Below are 15104 nucleotides of genomic sequence, written 5' to 3' on the forward strand. Positions count from 1 at the left end.
GCGACTCTCCCGCACCCGTTAGCGGCCGGACGGGCCGGGGGCGGTCGTCGAAACGCGCCTCCGGGCCGCAAGTCCGACAAGTTTTTCGATATCCGACCGTGTCTTGGCAGCCTTCGGCTCATCCTGCGGCCGCCAGTCGACGATGTCGGCGACGAGCCCCGCGATGCCTCTTGGCAGGAAGATCATGAAGAGCAGGATGAACATCGCGAGCGCCGCGACGCGAAACTGCGGGAAGTCGCGAAGCACGGTGTCCGCCAGCATCAGAGCGGCGGCGCCCAGGATCGGGCCCCAGTTGGTGCCGCGCCCCCCAACGATCATCATCGACAGAATGAACAGGAGAAGCGGGATCGACAGCATGTCGGGACCGATCGTTCGCTGGATACCAGCGTAGACACCGCCTGCGAGCCCGGTGAAGATCCCGGAGGCGGCGAAGGCGAGGAACTGAAAGCGGACGCGGTCGACGCCGCGTGCCTCCGCGCAGACACGGTTGTCGCGCAGGGCACGGAATGTTGCGCCGAAGGCGCTATACGCGATAAGGAACGCGAAGATCGTTCCGATCACGAGAAGAGCGAGCGCCAGATAGTAGTCGCCTAAGATCTTGTGCTTGTATCCAAGCAGTTGCGCGAAGCCGAAGTCCCCAAAGTTGAATAGACCTCGAGCTCCGCCGGTGAGATTCTGACAGCCGCTGGTGGCCGTGGTCGTGAAGCACTCAACGTCGGTCAGGATCAGCGAGTTCGCTGCCTGAGCAATCGCGAGCGTCATGACGGCGATGTAGGGGCCGCGCAGGCGTAGCGTCGCCGCGCCCATCAACAGGCTCGCGGCGACGCCTGACGCCGCCGCGATCGGGAGCGTCGCCCACAGGCTCCATTTGAAGTAGAAGCCGAGCATGGCGGTCGAGTAGGCGCCAACGGCAAAGACCGCCATGTGACCGAGCGTGATGACGCCGCCTATGCCGAAGACGAGGTTCCACTGGGTTACAACGGCCGCCCAAATGAAGAACAGCGTGAACTGCGTGAGGACGTAGTTGCTCGTGCCGAGGGCCGGAACAACGATGGCCGCAAGACATAGAGCGAGGCCGACCCAGACGTCGCGCATGATGCCGTGCGATGGGCTGTCTTCTCGCGGGCTCATACTCTTGTCACCGTTTGTTTGCCGAATAGGCCGACGGGGCTGACGATCAGGACCACGATCACCAAGCCGAGCATCGCCGGAAAGCCGAACCGCTGACCGAAGATGTATTGAATGGCGATTTCGAAGATCCCCAGGACGAACGCCATCAGGATCGATGCTCGAATGTTGCCGAGCCCGGCGATGATGCAGATCACCAGAGCCTTGACGGTCGCGTCGAAGCCGGTCGCCGGAAAGAGCTGCGTGCTGGCGGTGACCAGAACGCCGGAGACGGTGCCGACGGTCGCGGCCAGCATCATCGCTCGCGCGAAGGACGAACTGACGTCGATGCCCATGAGCTGGGCAGCATCGCGCTGTTGAGCCACCGCGCGGATCACGAGCCCCGTGCGGGTGCGCTTCATGATCCACAGAACGAGAGCGAGGAGCAGCATCGCCATGACGAGGGTGAGCAGAGTTTGGAAAGGCAGAAATGCGCCGCCGATCGGCATGCCGCCCGGAATTTGGAACGGCTGCCGCCGCGCCTCGGGACCGAAAGCGTTCAGGATCACGTTTTCCACCAACGCTGCGACCGCGACCGTCGAGATGATGATGTTGATCGCGAAGTCCGGCCGCACGAACAGCCAGCGCACGACGAGGTGATAGAAGAGATAGCCGGCGACCGCTCCCGAGACGATCGCGAGCGGGATCGCAAAGACCCAGCTTGCTCCGAGGATCGTCATGCAGAAGTAGGCGGCGTAGCCGCCTATCGCGATGAAGCTGCTGTTCGCGAGGTTCAGCATCCCCATCGAGCTCCACAAAAGCGAGAGGGAGATCGAGCCCGCCGCGTACATCGCGCCGACGGTGAGACCGCTGAAGAGTACTTGAAGGAAGATGTCCATGCTCAGCCCCCAAGATATGTCTTGAGCAGATCGGCCGCGCCGCTCAGCTCTTTCGCGCGGCCGTTCCAGACGAACTCGCCGTTGTCCATCAGGTAGATATAGTCGGCGACCTCCTGTAGTCGGATCGGATTCTCTTCCACTATAATCAGGGTCGGGCTGATCAATCGGAGGCTGGAAAGATTTTCGTAGATCTCATCGATGATCTTGGGAGCAAGGCCGAGCGAGGGTTCGTCCAGCAGCATGATCTGCCCACCGGTCATCAGCCCACGTCCGATGCCGAGCATGCGCCGTTCGCCGCCCGATAGCGTGCCGGCGATCTGCTCCCTCCGCTCCAGCAGTCGCGGAAAGATGTCGTAGACCTGCGACAGGCGCCGCTCGACCTCGTCGTTGTCGGGGACAATGATCGCCCCTAGCTTGAGGTTTTCTTCGATCGTCATCTCGGCGAAGACGAGATCGCCCTGCGGGATATGCACCACGCCGCGCGCTACCCGCTGATGCGCGGGGAGTTGATGGACGGCGGTGCCGTCCAGAAAGATCTCGCCGGACCATACCGGATTGAGGCCGGAAATCGCGCGCATCAGGGTGGACTTGCCATGCCCGTTCGGGCCGATCACGCCGACCACGCTGCCTTCCGGGACACTGAAGCTGATCGATCGCAGCACCTGGCGCCGGCCGTAGCCGGCGTTGACGCCGTTCACGCTCAAGGTCATGCGGGTCATCGCAGACCTCGGGCGCTTGCATCGAGGGCGGGAACTATCTCTTCAGGTGCGCTCCGCTCGAGAGCCACCCGCAACGCTTCGAGCGCACGGGCGTCGATCCGACTTCCTTCGCGGGAAACGAGATCGCGCGCAGCCTTTTCGATCGCCTGTGCCCGGACGTCGCCGACCTGCTTCGTCGCGGCAGAAGGTGCGCGAGCCTTACGGACCCCCGCGACCTCGGCGAAGATTCGGGCGAGAAGCTCGAACTTCTGGTCGATCGGCGCGCCTTCGCTTTGGGCTTTGACGATATCTCGGGCAACGCGGGTGATTGTATTGAGATCGTCGACTTCGGTGCGCTCGGCCAGGATGCTCTCCAGTCGGAGAAAATCGATCGGGTAGATGCGCCCGCTTCTGTGCTGCATCAGCAGGCGGCGTGCGGCCGCTTCGGCTTTCTGGCTCCAGGGATCCGGCGCGGCGTCGTCCAGGCAGTCGAGGTCAACCGGATCGACGGAGGCCGTCTCCGTCTGGGCGGACAGACGACCGGAGGTGCCCTCGCCAAGATAGGTCTCGACGACTTTGCGATCTTTGGAGAGGCCTTTCGGAAGACCTTTGTAGAGCATCTCGCCGTGATTCATGATCATGACCTCGTCTGAGAGGCCGACGAGGAAGCGCATGACGTGCTCGATCAGCATGACGGTGATGCCGCTATCGGCGGCCAGGGAACGAATGACCCTCTCGACCTGATCGATCTCGCGGGGAATGAGGCCGCCAACTGGCTACCGATCACACGGAACGTCAGCCCCTTCGACGTCGCCTGGGGCGCGAATTCTATCTTCAGCCGCTCCATCAATTGCGACATCTGAAAATGGACGATGCGAGTCGTCATACGGCCGGCGTCGAGCTGGCCGATCTGGAGGAGGGAGCCGAGAATTTCCTCCATGATCGAGACGGTTACGTCCATGGAGTGCAGCAGCTCGAGCCGATGTGCCGCGTCCTGAACTTCGATGCTGCTGTAGATCAGTATCTTCAGAGTGGCCAATGGTTGGCGCAGATCATGGTTGGCCGCTCTCAGGAACCGGCTCTTCTTCAAATTCGCGGTTTCGGCGATCTCCTTCGCATCCCGTAAGGCGCGTTCACCGCCTTTTTGCGAAGACACGTCGTGAATACGCAGGATCGTTCCCTCCGCGACGCGGATCGGAATGGCTTCGAGTGAGCGGCCATCCGCCAGACGATGCTCGCGGTAGCGTCCCTCGCCGAAATCCTCGAGCACCATCGCGATCCACTCCTCCGGCGGCCCGTCGACCACTATTTCGCCGGAGAAGGCCGCCGCTCTGGCGAGCGCCTCGATCGACGCGCCCGGTCGCATGGTCATCAAACATGCACCGCCGAGCGTGCGGAACTGCCGATTGGCCAGCACGAGGCGTCCCTCGCGGTCCCAACAGGCCAGCCCCTGATCGAGATGTTCGACGATCCTGTGCTGCCAGAGCGCGAAGGCGCTCTCGCGGCTACTCCATAGCTCGTCGGCGACGTCGCGAACGGTGCCCACTATCCGGACTACGCGGCCCTGGTTGTCGAATTCGGGCTGGACCGCGTCCCGCAGATGCAGCAGTCCGGAACTCCCGTCGCGCCAGATGAGCTCGATCTGGGAAGCGTTTCCGGCAACGGCTGCCTCGAGGTGACTGCGCACCAAGTCGGTCTGCGTGCCGAGCTCGCCATCCATCAGGCATTTGATCGGCGCGACGACGGCTCCAGAAATCGATCCCACGAGCCAGTCGAGGCGGGGAGGGCCTCCGAGCGGCAATGCGAAAGCGTAGGCTATGCAGTTCAGACTGTCGCAGAGCAGCCTGACATCCTCGGCAAGACCCGCGGGGCGATACGCAGCTGGGCCGACTACGGCCATCAACTCGCCGCTCGCGTATTGGTGTAGGACTCGCCGTAGGCCATCAGGTCGGACCGCTCCTTCAGGTTCAGTTTGAGACCGACATTGCGGACGTGGACACGCACGGTATTTGGACTCATTCCGAGCTTCTCGGCGATCTCGGCGTTCGAGCGCGCCTGCGCTATCAGCTCCAACACCTGGCTTTCGCGGGAAGTCAGCGTCGGCGTTGCCATGTCTCTGGCCGCAAGGGCAGCAGACTGCTGACGGCGCATCGTGCTGCCTTGCAGGATATCCCGGGGGAAATAAACGTCACCGTTTAGAACGAGTGTCAATGCCCTAAGCATTTCTGCGCCGTCCGCGCTTTTCGGAATGTAACCGATTACACCTTCCGCAATCGCCTGCACGACGTGCTCGCGATCCTCGTGTACTGAGACGATCGCCACCGGCACCTCTGGATGCTTAGCCCGAAGGCTCCTCAAACCCTCGAATTCCGGGAGCCCGGGCATCATCAGATCAATAAGCATCAGTTCGACGTCTGGGTTGTCGCCCAACAAATGGAAGGCCTCCTGGAAGCTGCCTGCTTCTAGCGGCTCGAGTGCCGAGTTCACCGTCCGAATCGCATGTTTTAGCGAGGAGCGGATCATCCAATGATCGTCCGCGATCAACACTTTCATTGAGGCTCTGCCTTAGAACGTTGTAAACCCTGCGCGATGTTTAGCTGTGCCTAAACGAATGGCGGGATTAGAGCCCGACCTATTGCCCGCCGCGCAGGAACCCGATCGCCAGCTGCTCCCCGCGATCGTAGAGCCGCATCTTCACGCGACTGTGGAATCGGACCGCGCGTTATTGGAGCGCATACTCAGCAACTTCATCGCGAACGCGATTCGGTTCACCGAGGCCGGCTGCATCCTCGTCGGAGCGCGCCGACGAGGGAAGATGCTAGACATCGAAGTCTGGGACACCGGCTGCGGCATTCCAGCCGATCAGCTCGAGCTGATTTTCGAGGAATTCCATCAGGTGGGGGCGCAGCCGACGCAACGTCAGCGCGGCCTCGGCCTCGGCCTCAACATCGCCTATCGCGTGGCCGAGTTGCTCGGCCATCGACTCGGCGTACGTTCGAAGGTCGGGAAGGGATCCGTGTTCTCGGTCTCGGTTCCCTTGGGAAACGTCTGGCAAAGCGACATTGGCGAGCCCGAGATCTCCGAGCGGGTCGGTGGCGAGTTCCTCGGCATCAACGTTCTGGTGATCGAGGACAACGAGCTGCTGCGACAAACCATTTGTCTCCTCCTCGAGCGCTGGGGCGTACTCGTTTTCGAAGCGAGCGACGGGGTGCGGGCAGTTGCGCTCGTCGAGGACGGCCTAGTGCCGGATCTTGTGCTCGCCGATTATCGGCTGCCCCACGAGCTCTCCGGAATGGACGTGCTCGCCAGGTTGAGGACGCTCGTGCGCCCAGACCTGCCGGGCATCATCGCCACCGCGGACACCGAGCCGGAGTTGATCGCACGCATCAGGCAGGACGGTGTGCCGGTGCTCATCAAGCCGATCAGTCCAGCACGGCTGCGCTCTGCGATGCATCATCTGCTCTACGAGCAGCGTCGCGACCCGATCACTGACGAACGGCGATAAGGCTCCCGATGTCTACTATCCCTATCGGCAGCATGGTGCCGCTCACCGGAGCCTCGGCTGCGGACGGTCGAGAGTTCCAGCGCGGAGTGGAGTTCGCCGTCGAGGAAGTAAATGCCCGAGGCGGCATCCTGGGCAAGAAGCTGAAACCCATCTTTGTCGACACCGGCGACCAATGCGCCGAAGCTGTCTCGGCGGCTGCGCGTGAACTCATCAGTGTGCACCAAGTCCACGCGATCATCAACGGATACAATATCGGCGCCCAAAACGCCGAATACGAGCCGATCGCCGATGCCGGCGTGATCTACATCCATCACAACACGCTACTTCAGCACCATGATACGGTGATGAGCGACCCGGGGCGCTATTTCGGCTGCTTCATGGGAGATCCCGCCGAATACTGGTACGGTCAGGGCTTCATCAAGTTCATTTCGTGGCTCAGGGACAGCGGGCAATGGCGTCCCGAGTCGAACCGGCTGGCAATCATCTCCGGCTCGCGCCCGTATAGCATCGTCATCGCGAACGCCATGCGCTCCGTCGCGGCCGATTTCGGCTGGTGCGTCGTTTTCGGCCCCGAGGTCGTCAAGACCCCGACGAGCAACTGGACGGCGGTACTGGAACGGGTGCGCGAGACCAAGCCGGCCGTAATCGCGAACACGCATTTCTATGCGAGTGATATCGCCCACTTTCAGAAACAATTCCTCAGCAAACCGATGAATTGCCTCGTCTATCTGCAATATGGTGCGATGCACCAGACATTCATCGAGGTTGCGGGCCAAGCAGCAGAGGGCGTCATCGTCGGCACCGTCATCGGGTTGCTGCACGATGAGGTCGGCAAAGCCTTCGGACGGCGCTACCACGCCCGCTTCGGGCCCGATGCAACGCCTGGCGTCGGCTGTCTCCCCTATAGCTCGGTGCATCATTTCGCGATCGCCGCTGCCGTGGCTGGCGGCTCCGGCGGTCCCTACGAGTTCGAGCAAAACCGCGAGGTTGCCCGGCGGCTGATCGAGATCAGCTATCGAAGTGTGGCGGGTACCATTCGCTACCATCCCAAGTGGCAGGCGGCCATTCCCTACCCCGACGCGACAAACGACCCTTCTCAAGGCGTTCCCCACCTCTTCTACCAAGTACAAGACTATAAAAAGGAGCAAGTGGTGATCGCGCCAATCCCATATGAGAAGTCGCGGTTCCGGCTCCCGCCGTGGCTATCCGCGTCGGAAACGACGCCAAAGGCGGCCGGCGGCAAGTGAAGAACAGCTGATCAAGATCTTCTAGCGGACGACTGCGCAGAGGCGTCTGCTCCCCATCGTTCGCCGGAGCAGCAGGAGCAAGCCGGGCCTGTCGCAAACCGGAGCGTAGGCCGTAGGATAGGCTGGCAGACCCCTGGTTTCAGGCTTCGTTAACCTGTGGAAGTCCGAAATAGACGGCCAGCAGTCGGTTCTGCTCGCACACCGTCCAGGCACCGGCGAACCCGAATCCCTTGCGCAGCCACAGCATGGCCTCGAAGCCCTGGATGGTCCGTCGCGCCGTGCTGAACGACTGGAAGCCTCCGGTCCGCGGCATGTTCTACTTTAGCCGGAAGTTCCTGCGGCGCCATGAGGTGCGCGACGGAGTTTCCCGCCGCGGTTCGCCGATCCATCTCGCCATAATCCCGTTCGGCGAGGCGGCTATTCCGCGGCTTCCACGCGCCTAAGCGGCTGCAATCCACAAACAAGCTTTTCTGTCAGCCCGCTCGGGCTCGCCTCGCACTTGCGAATCAGCCAAAATCCGGCTCAGTTGCAGTTTATTGGCCAATTTGGTTAGATATCTGCAAACGAGGCCCGAGAGGATGAACCAGCACCCTGGGATCAAATCATCCCCGTCACCGCCGACGATCTCACCGGCGGCGATGATCGGCGACCACGCGACGGTGCTTCGCGACCAGCTCCAGGCGATCTCGTCTGGCTTGTTCCCGCCTACCTCGTCGAAGACGCTGCGTCGGTTCTCCTCGACTGAGGCTGCGCGCATCATCGGCGTCACGGTTTCTCGACTTCAGCAACTCGCAATGGAAGGCCTCGGTCCGCAGCCCGAGGTCTCACCGAACGGCAGACGGTCCTACAGCCTCGCTGACATCCACGGTCTGCGCACTTACCTCGACGAGAACACGCGCGGGGGTAGACGCTACCAGCCTCGCCGTCATGAGGGCGATCACCTCCAGGTTATCGCGGTGGCGAACTTCAAGGGCGGCTCGGGCAAGACGACGACCGCCGCTCACCTTGCTCAGTCGCTCGTGCTGCGCGGCTACCGGGTGCTTGCGATTGATCTCGACCCCCAGGCCAGCCTCTCGGCCCTGCTCGGCGTGCAGCCGGAGCTCGACGTCAATACAGACGAGACGCTCTACGGCGCGATCCGCTACGATGAGGCTCGCCGCCCGCTCAGCGAGATAATCCGGCACACCTACTTCACGGGCCTTGACCTCGTTCCCGCGAACCTCGAGCTGATGGAGTTTGAGCACGAGACGCCCAGGGCGCTGAACAAACGGAGAGCCGGTGAGCCGCTGTTCTTCGACCGCGTCGCGCAGGCGATCGAAGCGGTCGAGGCAAGTTACGACGTTGTTATTATCGATTGCCCGCCCCAGCTCGGCTACCTGACGCTCTCAGCTCTGTGCGCCTCGACCTCACTGCTGATCACCATTCACCCGCAGATGCTCGACGTCGCCTCGATGAGCCAGTTCCTGGCCATGACTGAGGACCTGCTTGGCGTCGTGTCTGAGGCTGGGGGCAACTTGCAGTACGACTGGCTGCGCTATCTTGTTACCCGCTACGAGCAGCAGGACGCGCCTCAGACGCGCATCGTCGGTATGCTCCGCACCCTGTTCGACGATGCCGTACTGACTGCGCCCATGCTGAAGTCGTCAGCCGTCTCAGATGCCGGCCTGTCAAAGCAAACCCTCTACGAAATCAGCCGGGATGGCGTCACCCGCTCGACCTACGACCGCGCGCTGGAGGCGCTGGAGGCGGTCAACGGCGAGATCGAAGGGCTGGTCCGGAAGGCGTGGGGTCGGGCATGAACCGGAAAACGAACCTCGACGCGCTGTTCGGATCGAAGCAGGCCCCCAAGGCGGAAAAGTTTGCAGCTGCAAACCAGACGTCCCCAGAGCCCGAGTTTGCAGGTGCAAACCCGCCCTCCCTGGCCTCTGAGCCACGCCGCAGCGGTGCCGTCCGCATGATGGGTTCGACGTTGCGCGGGCTCGCCGCACGCGCGGACGCCGTGGCGGAGATCGAGGCTGGATCGGTCATCGTTGATCTTGATCCACGACTCATCGACAACTCCCCCATCGCCGACCGCGTAGCAGACGCGAACGACCCCACCCTCCCCGGCTTGGTCGAGAGCATCCGCGAGAGCGGTCAGCAGGTGCCGGTGTTGGTCCGCCCGCACCCGGAGGCCGCTGGCCGCTATCAGATCGCCTACGGCCGCCGCCGGACGCGCGCCGCACTGATACTGAACTGCCCTATACGAGCCGTGGTGCGACCACTTTCCGACGACGAACTCGTCGTTGCCCAGGGCAAGGAGAACCTGGAGCGGCGCGATCTCAGCTACATCGAGCGCGCCTTCTTCGCCCTTCGGCTGGAGGACCACGGCTTCCGCCGCGAGACAATCACAGCGGCGATGGGCGTCGGCAAGGGTGATCTCTCGACGCTGATCTCGGTCGCCCGAACGGTGCCGGAGCACGTCGTCGCCGCGATCGGCCCTGCCCCGGCAGCCGGGCGTCCACGTTGGATGCTCCTCGCCGACCGGATCAAGGCGACTGATGCGGTCGAAGTTGGCAAGCTGATCGGCGATGCCGGATTCCAAGCCAAGCCGACTGACGAGCGCTTCGCCGCAATGCTGGAGGCGCTCAATCCCACGTCTGAGCGGAAGACGAGAGCGCAGATCTGGAAGGACTCTCAGGGCCGCAAGGTCGCGCGCGTTGAGCGCAGCGGCGGCCGCTTTATCCTGTCGATCGACGAGAAGTTGGAGCCGGAACTCGGCGCCGCTCTCCTGGATCGGCTTCCCGAGATCCTTTCCGCCCTGAAGGCTGGCAAGGAGTAACCCATACCGCAACACGAACCAAGGAGACGACGCACCGGAATAAGAAAAGGCCCCCGAACCGCGTCCGGAAGGCCCTCTCTGTCGTTGTAAGCAAGCGCAGAGAAGCACACCTCCTGGCACATCGTCAAACGATTTTGCGCTGTTCGGCGAACGTCTTCGGCTTGCCTGGTGCCCGGCAGAGACGATGAACATCTATATCACGGCGCCCTTCGGGCGGCGATCCCTAACGGCTGCGCAGATCCAGGCGCAGACGAAAGCGGCCGCTTGCCCTCGAGACGCCACGATCAACAAGTGGGCCGTGTTCCGCCACATCGCCCTGGCCAAGGACCACATCGGCGTGTCCGACCGGTCCTTGGCCGTCCTGAACGCGCTGCTGACCTTTCACCCGGAGACTGCACTCGTCGCGGGCGAGGGCGCCGACCTCGTCGTCTTCCCATCGAACGAACAGCTCGCGCTCCGTGCACATGGGATGGCCGGCACGACGCTGCGCCGGCATCTGGCCACCCTGGTCGAGGCCGGGCTCGTGATCCGGCGAGACAGCCCGAACGGCAAGCGCTACGCCCGGAAGGGGCAGGGCGGTGCGGTCGTGCAGGCCTTCGGCTTCGATCTCACACCGATCGTTGCGCGCGCGGCCGAGTTCGAGAGTCAAGCGGATCTGGTGCAGGCCGAGCGCCGCGCACTCCAGGTCGCGCGCGAGTCCGTGACCATCCTCCGTCGTGACGCGGCGAAACTGATGGCCGCCGGCGTGGAAGCCGGCATGTTGGCCGACTGGGAGAGCCTCCGGGGGCGCTACGCTGCGGCTCTGGGCTCGCTGGGCCGCGTGCCCGACCTCGCCGAACTCCAAGCTGCAGCCGATGCTCTGACCCGCCTCGTGGCAGATGTGAGCAACCTCCTCACCGAAGGGCTGAAATCGGAGAATCTGGATGCCAGTGCTGGCCACAGTGGGCAGCACAATCAGAATTCAAAACCAGAGCTCTCAGATTCTGAACCGGCTACCGAGTGGGGAGAAGGAGGAATGGGCGGCTCTCGTCCTGATCCGATGCGCCCGACAGCGGCCACCTACCCGCTTGGCATGGTGCTGGACGCCTGCCCCGACATCGCTGATTACGCGCGCAACGGGATCCGCTCCTGGCGCGACCTCTCCGATGTTGCGGACCTGGTGCGCTCAATGCTCGGGATCAGTACGAGCGCATGGCGCGAGGCGCAGGACGTTATGGGCTCACAGGGAGCCGCTGCGACTATCGCGGCCATTCTGCAGCGTGCAGAGCACATTAAGAGCCCTGGAGGCTATCTGCGCAGGCTGGTGGAGCGAAAGAGGGCAGGGCAGTACAGCCTTGGGCCGGTGCTTCAGGCGTTGAACCGGGCCCGTCTGCCCGCTCCAGCTCGGTGAGGCATCAGCGTGCCAGAGCGGTCAGGAGTTCGGCGAGCTGGGTCGTGTACCGTGGGGTCCGCATTTCTAACTTCGTGCTCCAGGTGCGCTTCGCCTCGTGGCCCGCTCGCGCCGGCACCACGCTGCCGCGCCCGAATCGAGCGTTGCAGGTGTCGATCGCTGTCATCAGCGGATCGGAGCGTGCCCGGTGGAGTTGCCCGATCTGTAAAGGGCGGACCAATTCCAGGCCGCCGTGGCGGAGCAAAATCAGGCCACTGGCAACGTGCAGCCTGAACGAAGAAGGGGCCCGATCGGGCCCCTTCTTCGTTCGTCGCCGATCGTTAAGGGTCAGGCCGGCGGGATCTCGCCCGTCTCGGGGTCGTGAGGATCGGCGGTGGCCTGGTTTTGCTCCGCCCGTTCGGCCCGGCCGCGCCGGCTGCGGGAAGTTTTGAGGCGGTAGCTGTCGCCGTTCAGGCTCAGGATGCTGACGTGGTGGGTCAGCCGGTCGAGCAGCGCGCCGGTCAGCCGCTCCGAGCCCAGAACTGACGTCCAGTCCTCAAACGGGAGGTTCGAGGTCACCACGGTCGAGCCACGCTCGTAGCGCTGCGAGAAGACCTCAAACAGCAACTCCGCTCCCGTCGACGACAGCGGCACGTAGCCGAGTTCGTCGACGATCAGGAGCTTCACCGCGGCCAGCTCACGCTGAAGCCGGAGCAGACGACGCTCGTCGCGCGCCTCCAGGAGTTGGTTGACCAGCGAGGCCGCGGTGGTGAACGTGACCGAGAAGCCCTTCTGGCAAGCCGCCAAGCCGAGAGCCAAGGCGATGTGGGTCTTGCCAGTGCCCGAGTTGCCAAGTGCGATGACGTTCTCTCGGCTGAGGATGTAGCCACAGCGGGCCAGCTCCAGCACGAGCATCTTGTTCAGGCTCGGGATCGCGGCGAAGTCGAACGTGTCGAGGCTCTTCACTGCCGGGAAGCGCGCCGCCCGGATGCGGCGCTCAACCATGCGCCGCTCACGGTCGATCAGCTCCAATTCAACCAGCCGCAACAGGTAGCGCGGGTGGTCCAGGCCGCCCTGGGCGCACTCGCGGGCAACCTTGTCGTACTCGCGCAGCACCGTGGGTAGCTTAAGCTGCTTGAGGTGGTGAGCCAGCAGGACGCCCGGCGTGGTCTCGTCGCGCGCCGGGCTCATGCGGCCACCTCCGGCACCAGCACGGCATAGTCGGCAGCCACGGTGGTCCGCACCGTGGTTCTGGGCAGGTGCGGATAGGCTGCCAGGTCGAGCCGGGGCGGTCGGTGCTCGAGTCGGGCCAGCGCAATCAGCTTGACCGCATCGAAGCCGATCGCCCCGAGCCGGATCGCCTCCGTGACGGCTGCGGCCACCACGTCCTTGGGCATCGCCTCCATCAGGCGCAGCACCTGGATGAACTCGCGCTTGCCCCGGTTGCCCATGCGCGCCTCCAGGAGATGGCGCAGGTGCTGGAACGCCTCGGGCAGATCCCAGCCCTGGAGGGCCGCCGCTTGGTCGAGGGCGTTCGGCTTGGTCTCGATCAGCGCGAGGTAGTGCAGCGGCTCGGACACGAACACGCCGGTGCCGTAGCTGCGTTCGTGCCGGGCGATCTCGATCCCGCCGCACAGGATCACGACCTCGTCGACGAAGCCCTTCACCAGCACGTTCCGGAAGCCGTAGGCGGTGGGCACCGAGTAGTCGTTGCCGTGGTAGCGCACCAACGCGGTCGAGGAGACACGACCAGCCCGCGTCTCGCACGGCTCCAGCGGGACCGCCGGCAGGGCGCGCAGGACCGCACGGTCGGCCACGAGCCGCGTACCGATGAGCTCGGCATACCGACCGGCACACTCATCCTGCCGGACTCGGCAGCGTCGCTCCAGATCAGCGTTCAGCGCCTCGAACGAAGCTGCCTCCGGAGCCGGGGTCATGAAGTTGGACCGGGCGAACTTGACCAGCCCTTCGACTTTGCCCTTGTCGTTGCCCCTGCCCGGACGGCCGAAGCGGTCGCGGAACAGGTAGTGGCTCACCAACTCGGTGAAGGCGCGCGTGCGCTCGCGCTGCCCGTCGCCGCAGATCTTGGCGACCGCGATCTTCGTGTTGTCGTACAGGATCGACAGCGGCACGCCCGTGAAGAAGGCGAAGGCGGCGACGTGCCCGTCGAGGAACGCCTCGGTGGTCTCCCGCGGATACGCCTTCACGAAGCAGGCGTCGGAGTGCGGCAGGTCCATGCAGAAGAAATGGATCTTGCGACGCACGCCGCCGATCGTGGCCACCGCCTCGCCGAAGTCGACCTGGGCATGGCCGGGCGGGTGGGCCAGCGGCACGAAGGTCTCCCGCCCCTGCGACCGGCAGATCCGCACGTGGTCCTTCACCACCGTGTAGCCGCCGGCATAGCCGTGCTCGTCGCGTAGACGCTCGAAGATCCGCTTGGCCGTGTGCCGCTGCTTGACCGGCGCAGTCCGGTCCGCCTCCAGGATGGCTGTGATCACCGGCAGAAGAGGCCCAAGCTTCGGCTTCTCGACCGGCTTCGAGCGCGTATAGCCCGGCGGCAGAGAGAACCGGCACATCTTGGCTATCGTCTCTCGGCTCAGCCCGAACACGCGAGCCGCCTCACGCCGAGAGTTGCCCTCGATAAACACGAACTGCCGAACGGCCGCGTAGACTTCCACGGCAAACATCCCCAGCTCCTCTCGAAAGAGAAGCTTCTCCACTGGCCGGCTTTTACGCCGCCCGCATCAGCACGACGCCGACGCTCCAGTGGATGGTTTTGTCACCGCCCTACACAGGCCAGCTTCGAGGTTCGGTCGATGGCCACAAACAGGTAGAGCTTTCCCTCTTCTGTCCTGACCTCTGCGATGTCGATGTGGACGTAGCCGATGGCGTACTCGGCAAAGCGCTTCTTCTTGGGCTTGTCACCTTCCATCTCTGGCAGGCGGCTGATGCCGTGCCGCTCCAGACAGCGGTGCAGCGATGAGCGGGTCAGGTGCGGGATCGTGGGCTGGAGGCCGTAGAGGCAGTCGTCCAGCGGCAGCAGGGTATGGCGCCGGAAGGCAACGACGACCGCCTCCTCCTCTGGGGTCAGGACCGTCGAGCGCGGCTCTTTCGGCCCCATGGCGGCATCGGCTGTCGTCTGCCGCGCCCGCCACTTCTGGATCGTCGTCGGGCTGACGCCGTAGCGTCTGGCAGCGGCCCTCACACTCTCTTGACGTAGTTGTATTGCGCGACGGACCGCCTTGTATCTCGGAGTTGCCCGCCGGCGCGAAGCCAGCGAGGCTACACGGTGAGGGTCAGCCCGCGTTCGCCTTGGGCTTTCAAGCCCGCGACAGAGCATGGTGCGACCCTCACCGCCACAGTCCCGAACCCGGACAGCCGCTCGGGCCCGAGCCCGCATTTGCAAGGTAGGGTCATGGACGAACAACCCACCGTCTTCGTCGGCATCGACGTATCTA

The 15104-nt window shown here is 63.9% G+C and carries 14 protein-coding genes and 2 pseudogenes; 5 read left to right on the forward strand and 11 right to left on the reverse strand.

Annotated features, from left to right (window positions below):
• Positions 1-18 precede the first annotated feature (18 nt).
• The 6 genes from MFF24_RS26160 to MFF24_RS26185 are packed head-to-tail and all read right to left on the reverse strand — an operon-like array spanning position 19 to position 5257.
• The gene (locus MFF24_RS26160) at positions 19-1095 is read right to left on the reverse strand and encodes a branched-chain amino acid ABC transporter permease (RefSeq protein ID WP_238228894.1); all 1077 of its coding nucleotides are present in this window, start codon (positions 1093-1095) and stop codon (positions 19-21) included.
• 32 nt (positions 1096-1127) lie between these two features.
• Positions 1128-2006, reverse strand: a complete 879-nt coding sequence (locus tag MFF24_RS26165; protein WP_238228895.1) for a branched-chain amino acid ABC transporter permease — start codon at positions 2004-2006, stop codon at positions 1128-1130.
• A 2-nt stretch (positions 2007-2008) separates the two neighbouring features.
• Positions 2009-2725, reverse strand: a complete 717-nt coding sequence (locus tag MFF24_RS26170; protein WP_238228896.1) for an ABC transporter ATP-binding protein — start codon at positions 2723-2725, stop codon at positions 2009-2011.
• On the reverse strand, positions 2722-3396 hold the full coding sequence (locus MFF24_RS26175; protein ID WP_238228897.1) for a hypothetical protein: 675 nt from the start codon (positions 3394-3396) through the stop codon (positions 2722-2724). The genes MFF24_RS26170 and MFF24_RS26175 overlap by 4 nt, the downstream gene beginning before the upstream one ends.
• Positions 3390-4604, reverse strand: a complete 1215-nt coding sequence (locus MFF24_RS26180) for a PAS domain-containing sensor histidine kinase (protein ID WP_238228898.1) — start codon at positions 4602-4604, stop codon at positions 3390-3392. Before MFF24_RS26180 ends, MFF24_RS26175 begins: the two co-directional genes overlap by 7 nt.
• Complete coding sequence (locus tag MFF24_RS26185; RefSeq protein WP_238228899.1) at positions 4604-5257, reverse strand: response regulator; 654 nt, start codon at positions 5255-5257, stop codon at positions 4604-4606. The genes MFF24_RS26180 and MFF24_RS26185 overlap by 1 nt, the downstream gene beginning before the upstream one ends.
• A gap of 82 nt (positions 5258-5339) precedes the next feature.
• On the opposite strand from MFF24_RS26185, the gene MFF24_RS26190 reads away from it, so the two are divergent.
• On the forward strand, positions 5340-6209 hold the full coding sequence (locus MFF24_RS26190; protein ID WP_238228900.1) for an ATP-binding protein: 870 nt from the start codon (positions 5340-5342) through the stop codon (positions 6207-6209).
• An 8-nt stretch (positions 6210-6217) separates the two neighbouring features.
• Positions 6218-7456 carry an ABC transporter substrate-binding protein gene (locus tag MFF24_RS26195; RefSeq protein WP_238228901.1) on the forward strand — a complete coding sequence of 413 codons (1239 nt, stop codon included), beginning with the start codon at positions 6218-6220 and terminating at the stop codon, positions 7454-7456.
• A gap of 139 nt (positions 7457-7595) precedes the next feature.
• Here the strand turns inward: MFF24_RS26195 and MFF24_RS26200 are convergent.
• Positions 7596-7769 (reverse strand): annotated as a pseudogene (locus MFF24_RS26200) (IS6 family transposase); the annotation flags it as partial.
• A 265-nt stretch (positions 7770-8034) separates the two neighbouring features.
• Here MFF24_RS26200 and repA point away from each other — a divergent pair.
• The 3 genes from repA (at position 8035) to repC (ending at position 11667) form a co-directional block, all read left to right on the forward strand.
• Positions 8035-9255 (forward strand): plasmid partitioning protein RepA, encoded by a 1221-nt coding sequence (gene repA / locus MFF24_RS26205; protein ID WP_238228902.1) that lies wholly within the window; start codon positions 8035-8037, stop codon positions 9253-9255.
• Positions 9252-10277, forward strand: coding sequence for a plasmid partitioning protein RepB (repB, locus tag MFF24_RS26210; RefSeq protein ID WP_238228903.1), 1026 nt, complete (start codon positions 9252-9254; stop codon positions 10275-10277). Before repA ends, repB begins: the two co-directional genes overlap by 4 nt.
• 184 nt (positions 10278-10461) lie before the next feature.
• A complete protein-coding gene (gene repC / locus MFF24_RS26215) occupies positions 10462-11667 on the forward strand; it encodes a plasmid replication protein RepC (RefSeq protein WP_238228904.1) in 1206 nt (401 codons plus the stop codon).
• 4 nt (positions 11668-11671) lie between these two features.
• On the opposite strand, the gene MFF24_RS26220 is transcribed toward repC, so the two are convergent.
• From MFF24_RS26220 to MFF24_RS26235, 4 genes and pseudogenes are all read right to left on the reverse strand, one after another.
• Complete coding sequence (locus tag MFF24_RS26220) at positions 11672-11833, reverse strand: DUF4113 domain-containing protein (RefSeq protein WP_444543587.1); 162 nt, start codon at positions 11831-11833, stop codon at positions 11672-11674.
• 161 nt (positions 11834-11994) lie between these two features.
• The gene (gene istB, locus MFF24_RS26225) at positions 11995-12837 is read right to left on the reverse strand and encodes an IS21-like element helper ATPase IstB (protein ID WP_238228905.1); all 843 of its coding nucleotides are present in this window, start codon (positions 12835-12837) and stop codon (positions 11995-11997) included.
• Positions 12834-14333 carry an IS21 family transposase gene (gene istA, locus MFF24_RS26230; protein ID WP_238228906.1) on the reverse strand — a complete coding sequence of 500 codons (1500 nt, stop codon included), beginning with the start codon at positions 14331-14333 and terminating at the stop codon, positions 12834-12836. Before istA ends, istB begins: the two co-directional genes overlap by 4 nt.
• A gap of 101 nt (positions 14334-14434) precedes the next feature.
• Positions 14435-14923: pseudogene (locus MFF24_RS26235) on the reverse strand (helix-turn-helix domain-containing protein); the annotation flags it as partial.
• Between the last annotated feature and the right edge of the window lie 181 nt (positions 14924-15104).

It is taken from the genome of Methylorubrum aminovorans, from assembly GCF_022179725.1.
In the GTDB taxonomy this organism is placed as follows: Bacteria; Pseudomonadota; Alphaproteobacteria; order Rhizobiales; family Beijerinckiaceae; genus Methylobacterium; species Methylobacterium aminovorans.

Coding starts and splice junctions, on each gene's coding strand:
- istB (WP_238228905.1), bottom strand. CDS start 12,837: ATGAGCCCGGCGCGCGACGAGACCACGCCGGGCGTCCTGCTGGCTCAC.
- MFF24_RS26170 (WP_238228896.1), bottom strand. CDS start 2,725: ATGACCCGCATGACCTTGAGCGTGAACGGCGTCAACGCCGGCTACGGC.
- repA (WP_238228902.1), top strand. CDS start 8,035: ATGAACCAGCACCCTGGGATCAAATCATCCCCGTCACCGCCGACGATC.
- istA (WP_238228906.1), bottom strand. CDS start 14,333: ATGTTTGCCGTGGAAGTCTACGCGGCCGTTCGGCAGTTCGTGTTTATC.
- repB (WP_238228903.1), top strand. CDS start 9,252: ATGAACCGGAAAACGAACCTCGACGCGCTGTTCGGATCGAAGCAGGCC.
- MFF24_RS26160 (WP_238228894.1), bottom strand. CDS start 1,095: ATGCGCGACGTCTGGGTCGGCCTCGCTCTATGTCTTGCGGCCATCGTT.
- MFF24_RS26165 (WP_238228895.1), bottom strand. CDS start 2,006: ATGGACATCTTCCTTCAAGTACTCTTCAGCGGTCTCACCGTCGGCGCG.
- MFF24_RS26180 (WP_238228898.1), bottom strand. CDS start 4,604: ATGGCCGTAGTCGGCCCAGCTGCGTATCGCCCCGCGGGTCTTGCCGAG.
- repC (WP_238228904.1), top strand. CDS start 10,462: ATGAACATCTATATCACGGCGCCCTTCGGGCGGCGATCCCTAACGGCT.
- MFF24_RS26185 (WP_238228899.1), bottom strand. CDS start 5,257: ATGAAAGTGTTGATCGCGGACGATCATTGGATGATCCGCTCCTCGCTA.
- MFF24_RS26220 (WP_444543587.1), bottom strand. CDS start 11,833: ATGACAGCGATCGACACCTGCAACGCTCGATTCGGGCGCGGCAGCGTG.
- MFF24_RS26175 (WP_238228897.1), bottom strand. CDS start 3,396: ATGCTGATCGAGCACGTCATGCGCTTCCTCGTCGGCCTCTCAGACGAG.
- MFF24_RS26195 (WP_238228901.1), top strand. CDS start 6,218: ATGTCTACTATCCCTATCGGCAGCATGGTGCCGCTCACCGGAGCCTCG.